Source organism: Streptomyces glaucescens, from assembly GCF_002154375.1.
Taxonomy (GTDB): domain Bacteria; phylum Actinomycetota; class Actinomycetes; order Streptomycetales; family Streptomycetaceae; genus Streptomyces; species Streptomyces glaucescens.
The window spans coordinates 1-5,576 of sequence record NZ_MUND01000677.1 but is presented as its reverse complement, the minus strand read 5'-3'; the positions used below and the strand labels follow the sequence as shown (position 1 = coordinate 5,576).

Below are 5,576 nucleotides of genomic sequence, written 5' to 3'. Positions count from 1 at the left end.
CGAGTTGATCACCCGGCTGGTCGCGCGGGGGCTCGGCGTCGCGCTGCTGCCGTCGGCGTACATCCGCCCGATGGCCGCCGACGACCCGGGGCTGGCGCTGGTCCGGGTGGCGGACGGCCCGCGCCGCGTCGAGTATCTGGCGTGGAGCCGCTTCAATCCCAGCCCGGCCACCCGGGCGATGCTCGACGTCCTCGGTGTCCGTGAGGTCCCCGGCGCCGGCCGGCCAGGGGAGCAGCCCACCGAGCCGGGCCTACGACGCACCGCCGCCGATCCGCAGGGTGGCCGGAGCCGCACGGCAGGGCCAGGCCGGCCGCATCCATAGACCATCGTCAATATAGACCGTCACCTATCCAAGTCGTGCCACCATGGACGCATGCCGAAGACGAACGCGCTGCCGCTGATCGAGCCCCCGGCCACCACCGCCGCCGTGGCGCCGTGCTGCCCGCCGCTCACCGAGCGCCCGTTCACCGCGGACGAGGCGGAGACGGCCGCGCGGATGTTCAAGGCCCTCGGCGACCCGGTGCGGCTGCGGCTGTTCTCCGCCGTCGCCTCGCACGAGGGCGGCGAGGCCTGCGTGTGCGACATCTCCGACGTCGGGGTGTCCCAGCCGACCGTCTCCCACCACCTGAAGAAGCTGAAGGAGGCCGGCCTGCTGACCTCCGAGCGCCGCGGCACCTGGGTCTACTACCGGGTCGAGCCGTCCGTCCTGGCCGCGATGGGCAGACTGCTCACCATCGCGCCGGCCGCCGCCTGACGGATCACACCGCATCCCGCCTCACCCGCCGGGAGGACCCCCCGCGATGCCCAGCCCCACCAGCGTCACCCTCGCGCCCATGACCGACGCGCACGCCGATGACGTCCTGGCGATCTACCAGGCCGGCATCGACGAGGGGAACGCCACCTTCGAGACCACCGCGCCCACCTGGCCGGCGTTCGACGAGGCCAAGCTGCCCGAGCACCGCTTCGTCGCGCTCGACGAGCACGGCACCGTGCTCGGCTGGGTCGCCGCGAGCCGGGTCTCGGACCGCTGCGCGTACGCCGGGGTCGTGGAGCACTCGGTGTACGTCCATCCCGGCGCCCGGGGCCGCGGGGTGGCGTCCGCGCTGCTCAAGACGCTGATCGAGTCGGCCGAGGCGGCCGGGGTCTGGACGATCCAGTCGGGCGTCTTCCCGGAGAACACGGCCAGCATCGCCCTGCACGAGCGTGCCGGCTTCCGCGTCATCGGCACCCGCGAACGCATCGGCCGCCACCACGGCCGCTGGCGCGACGTGCTCCTGCTGGAGCGCCGCAGCACGCTGATCGACTGACCGGGGCGGCTCAGTCGCGGCCGGACTCGGTCTCGCCCTCATCGCCGCCGTCCCCGACCGTGAACCCGATCACCGACCCGCCCCCGTCCCGGCACCGCGCGAACGGCGTGCCCCCGTGGGCCAGCGACACCTCCCGCACGATGGACAGGCCGAGCCCGGAGCCGGGCAGGGAACGGGCGTCGGCGGCGCGGTAGAAGCGGTCGAAGATGCGCTCGAGGTCGGTGTCGGCGACGCCGGGGCCGCGGTCGAGCACCATGACCCGGACCGGGCCGGGAAAGCCCTGGGCCGGGCCGGACAGCACCAGCTCGATGGGCGCCGTGCCCGCCCGGTCGAACTTCGCCGCGTTGTCCACCAGGTTGGACATGGCCCGGGTGAGCATCCCGGGCCGTACCCGCGCCGCCGTGTCGCCGCTCACCCGCAGGGTGATCTCCCGGCCGAAGCGGCGGCGGGCCAGGCCCACCACGTCCTCGGCGAGGTCGGCGAGGTCCACCCGCTGCGGCGGCTCGTTGTCGGACTGGCCGGCCGCGAGGTCGACCAGTTCGTTGACCAGGTCGGTGAGTTCGCGGGCCTCCTGGCCGAGGTCGGCGACGAGTTCGGCGCGGCTGTCGGGCGGGAGTTCGTCGATGCGGCGGAGCAGGGAGATGTTGGTGCGCAGGGAGGTCAGGGGGGTACGGAGTTCGTGACCGGCGTCCTGGACCAGGCGGCGCTGGTCCTCCTCGGACTGGGCGAGCCGGCCGAGCATCCGGTCGAAGGCGCGGCCGAGGCGCCCCACCTCGTCGTGGCCGGTGACGGGCACCTCGATGCCGAGGCGCCGGGTGCGGGCGACGGCCTCCGCGGCGTCGGTGAGGATCACCAGGCGCCGGGTGATCCGCCGGGCCAGCCACCAGCCGAACAGTCCGGCGCCGACCACCACGGCGGCCATCAGCACCAGGGTGCGCTGCTGGAGCGCCCGCAGCAGGTCCTCGGTGTCGCTGAACTCCTGGGCCACCTGCACGGCGCCCCGGCTGCCGCCGAGCGCGACGGTGGCGACGCGGTAGACGTCGTCGCCGACGTCGACGTCCTTGTGCACGACGAGCTGCCCGGCGGTCCGCGCGGCGGCGATCTCCCGGTCGGAGTCGGTCACCGGCAGCCCGGGGTTGCCCTTGTCGACGATGCCGCCGTCGGGGCCCAGCACCTGCACGTCGGTGCGGGCGGGGCGCACCAGGTCGTGTCCCGGCGCGGAGGAGGAGAAGTCCTCGGGGCTCATCCGGTACTGCCGCACCTCACCCCGCAGGTCCTGTACGACCTCGTCGAACACGGACACCTGGTCGACCCGGACCAGCCGGGCGGCGGCGTTGTAGGAGAGGAACCCGACGAGGAGGGTCACCGCGGCCGTGACCGTCGCGAAGGACACCGCGAACGTGGTGCGCAGGGACACCAGCCGCGGCCGCCACCCCACTCAGTCCTCCCGCAGCACGTAACCGACGCCGCGCACCGTGTGGATCAGCTGCGAGGCGCCGGGCTGGTCGAGTTTGCGGCGCAGGTAGCCGACGTAGACGGCGAGGTTCTTGGAGCCCGGCCCGAAGTCGTAGCCCCAGATGCGGTCGTAGATCGTGGAGTGGTCGAGGACGATGCCCGCGTTGCGCACCAGCAGTTCCAGCAGCTCGAACTCGGTGCGGGTCAGTTCCAGTTCGCGCTCGCCGCGCCAGGCGCGGCGGGCCCGCGGGTCCATGCGCAGTCCGGCGGCCTCGATCAGCCGGCCCTCGGGCGCGGGGACGGGCAGCGGCGGAGGCGGCGGCTCGGGGGCGTCGTCGCGGGGGGCGGTGCGGCGCAGCAGCGCGCGCAGCCGGGCGAAGACCTCCTCGACGTCGAAGGGCTTGACCACGTAGTCGTCGGCGCCGGCGTCCAGGCCCGCGATCCGGTCGGCGGTCTCCACCAGCGCGGTCAGCATGAGGATGGGGGTGCGGTCGCCCTCGGCGCGCAGCACCCGGCACACCTGGAGTCCGTCGATCCCCGGCATCATCACGTCCAGGACCAGCACGTCCGGCGGGGTGCGGTGCGCCTGGGCCAGTGCCTCGACGCCGTCGGCGACCGCGGTGACCCGGTAGCCCTCCAGGGTCAGGGCGCGTTCCAGGGCGTGCCGGATCGCGCGGTCGTCTTCGGCGAGCAGAACAGTCGGGGCCACGGGTCCCAGTGTGGCAAAGCCGTACGGCCGTACGTCCGGACGGCCGGGCCGCGGCCCCGCTTCTTACTGGCCTCTCACCCGGTCCGGCGCGGGGCCGCTCGATGGCCTCACCCGGTCCGGCGCAGGGCCGCCAGCTGCTCCTCGAAGGGTACGACGGTGATGCCCTGCTCGGCCGGCCGCGCCTTCGGCACACCGGCCGACAGCCCGGTCATCAGCCGGGCCAGCTCCCCGGCGGCCCGCTCGATCCGGCCGTCCAGGCCTTCGGCGCCCCAGTCCTCCGAGGCGGCGAAGACGCCGGTGGGGACGACCACGGCCCGCAGGTGGGCGAAGAGCGGGCGCAGCGCGTGCTCCAGGACCAGCGAGTGCCGGGCGGTGCCGCCGGTCGCGGCGATCAGCACCGGCTTCCCGGCCAGCGCGTCCTTGTCGAGCACGTCGAAGAACGACTTGAACAGCCCGCTGTAGGAGGCGGAGAAGACGGGGGTGACGACGATCAGTCCGTCGGCCCCGGTCACCGCGTCGAGCGCGGCGGCCAGCCGGCGCCCGGGGAAGCCGTTGGTGAAGTGGTGGGCGATCTCCACGGCGAGGTCGCGCAGTTCCACGACCTCCACCTGGGCGGAGGTCCGCCCGGCGGTGGCCGCGGCCAGCCGGTCGGCCAGCAGCCGGGTGGAGGACGGGACGCTCAGCCCCGCCGAGACGACGACGAGCCTCATGCGACGGTCTCCTTCCGGGCGTCGGCGAGCAGGGACTCGTGGGTCGGGGCGTCCGGCACGCCGGCCGGCCGCCGGGCCGCGAACTCCTTGCGCAGCACGGGCACGACCTCCTCGCCGAGCAGGTCGATCTGCTCCAGCACGGTCTTCAGCGGCAGCCCGGCGTGGTCCACCAGGAACAGCTGGCGCTGGTAGTCGCCGGCGTACTCGCGGAACGCCAGGGTCTTCTCGATGACCTGCTCGGGCGTGCCGACGGTCAGCGGGGTCTGGGCGGTGAAGTCCTCCAGGGAGGGCCCGTGCCCGTAGACCGGCGCGTTGTCGAAGTAGGGGCGGAACTCGCGCACCGCGTCCTGCGAGTTCTTCCGCATGAACACCTGGCCGCCGAGGCCGACGATCGCCTGCTCGGGCGTGCCGTGCCCGTAGTGGGCGTACCGGGTCCGGTACAGCTCGACCATCCGCTTGGTGTGGTCGGCGGGCCAGAAGATGTTGTTGTGGAAGAAGCCGTCGCCGTAGTACGCGGCCTGCTCGGCGATCTCCGGGGAGCGGATGGAGCCGTGCCAGACGAACGGCGGTACGCCGTCCAGCGGGCGCGGGGTCGCGGTGAACCCTTGCAGGGCCGTGCGGAACTTGCCCTCCCAGTTCACGACGTCCTCGCGCCACAGGCGGTGCAGCAGGGCGTAGTTCTCGATGGCGAGGTTGATGCCCTCGCGGATGTCCTGCCCGAACCAGGGGTAGACCGGGCCGGTGTTGCCGCGGCCCATCATCAGGTCGACGCGCCCGTCGGCCAGGTGCTGGAGCATCGCGAAGTCCTCGGCGATCTTCACCGGGTCGTTCGTGGTGATCAGCGTGGTGGCCGTGGACAGGATCAGCCGCTCGGTGCGGGCCGCGATGTAGCCGAGCATGGTGGTCGGGGAGGACGGCACGAAGGGCGGGTTGTGGTGCTCGCCGGTCGCGAAGACGTCGAGCCCGGCCTCCTCGGCCTTCAGCGCGATGGCGACCATGGCCTTGATCCGCTCGCGCTCGGTCGGCGTACGTCCCGTGGTCGGGTCCGGTGTGACATCGCCGACGCTGAAGATCCCGAACTGCATGGCCGCTCACCCTCCAAGTGGTTGATGATTCAACTATACGTCGGAACGGCACCGGCGAGCCACCTATTCCCCCGGCCGACGCCCCTAGGGCACGAACACCAGCCGCCCCCGGACCCCACCCTCAGCCAATCGCGCGTGCGCCTTCACCGCATCCCCCAGCGAGAACGTCTCCGCCACCCGCAGGGCCAGCACCCCCTCCTCCGCCAGCCGCACCAGCTCCGCCAGCCGCGCCCCGTCCGCGCTCACCTCGACGGCACCCACGCGCACACCCCGCACGGACTCCGGTGCCGCCCCCGGGATGACCCCGGCG

The 5,576-nt window shown here is 73.3% G+C and carries 8 protein-coding genes; 3 read left to right on the top strand and 5 right to left on the bottom strand.

The window, feature by feature from the left end; all coding sequences use genetic code 11:
• From CCN42_RS34600 to CCN42_RS34590, 3 genes are all read left to right on the top strand, one after another.
• A partial coding sequence (locus CCN42_RS34600; RefSeq protein ID WP_245877602.1) for a LysR substrate-binding domain-containing protein occupies positions 1-322 on the top strand: 322 nt, incomplete at its 5' end.
• Between the two features lie 51 nt (positions 323-373).
• A complete protein-coding gene (locus CCN42_RS34595) occupies positions 374-754 on the top strand; it encodes an ArsR/SmtB family transcription factor (protein ID WP_086741358.1) in 381 nt (126 codons plus the stop codon).
• 46 nt (positions 755-800) lie between these two features.
• Positions 801-1,307, top strand: a complete 507-nt coding sequence (locus tag CCN42_RS34590) for a GNAT family N-acetyltransferase (protein WP_086741357.1) — start codon at positions 801-803, stop codon at positions 1,305-1,307.
• A gap of 10 nt (positions 1,308-1,317) precedes the next feature.
• On the opposite strand, the gene CCN42_RS34585 is transcribed toward CCN42_RS34590, so the two are convergent.
• The 5 genes from CCN42_RS34585 to CCN42_RS34565 form a co-directional block, all read right to left on the bottom strand.
• Entirely contained in the window at positions 1,318-2,745 is a 1,428-nt protein-coding gene (locus CCN42_RS34585) for a HAMP domain-containing sensor histidine kinase (protein ID WP_086741356.1), read from the bottom strand.
• Positions 2,746-3,471 carry a response regulator transcription factor gene (locus CCN42_RS34580; protein WP_086741355.1) on the bottom strand — a complete coding sequence of 242 codons (726 nt, stop codon included), beginning with the start codon at positions 3,469-3,471 and terminating at the stop codon, positions 2,746-2,748. It lies immediately after the preceding gene.
• A gap of 107 nt (positions 3,472-3,578) precedes the next feature.
• Positions 3,579-4,181 (bottom strand): FMN reductase, encoded by a 603-nt coding sequence (locus CCN42_RS34575; RefSeq protein ID WP_086172413.1) that lies wholly within the window; start codon positions 4,179-4,181, stop codon positions 3,579-3,581.
• Complete coding sequence (locus CCN42_RS34570; RefSeq protein WP_086172414.1) at positions 4,178-5,266, bottom strand: LLM class flavin-dependent oxidoreductase; 1,089 nt, start codon at positions 5,264-5,266, stop codon at positions 4,178-4,180. Before CCN42_RS34570 ends, CCN42_RS34575 begins: the two co-directional genes overlap by 4 nt.
• An 84-nt stretch (positions 5,267-5,350) precedes the next feature.
• On the bottom strand, positions 5,351-5,576 hold a 226-nt coding region (locus CCN42_RS34565; protein ID WP_143662125.1), incomplete at its 5' end, for a zinc-binding dehydrogenase.

What these genes read in the sequence shown, in the direction of transcription:
- CCN42_RS34595 (WP_086741358.1), top strand. Translation starts at nt 374, where the DNA reads ATGCCGAAGACGAACGCGCTGCCGCTGATCGAGCCCCCGGCCACCACC.
- CCN42_RS34590 (WP_086741357.1), top strand. Translation starts at nt 801, where the DNA reads ATGCCCAGCCCCACCAGCGTCACCCTCGCGCCCATGACCGACGCGCAC.
- CCN42_RS34575 (WP_086172413.1), bottom strand. Translation starts at nt 4,181, where the DNA reads ATGAGGCTCGTCGTCGTCTCGGCGGGGCTGAGCGTCCCGTCCTCCACC.
- CCN42_RS34570 (WP_086172414.1), bottom strand. Translation starts at nt 5,266, where the DNA reads ATGCAGTTCGGGATCTTCAGCGTCGGCGATGTCACACCGGACCCGACC.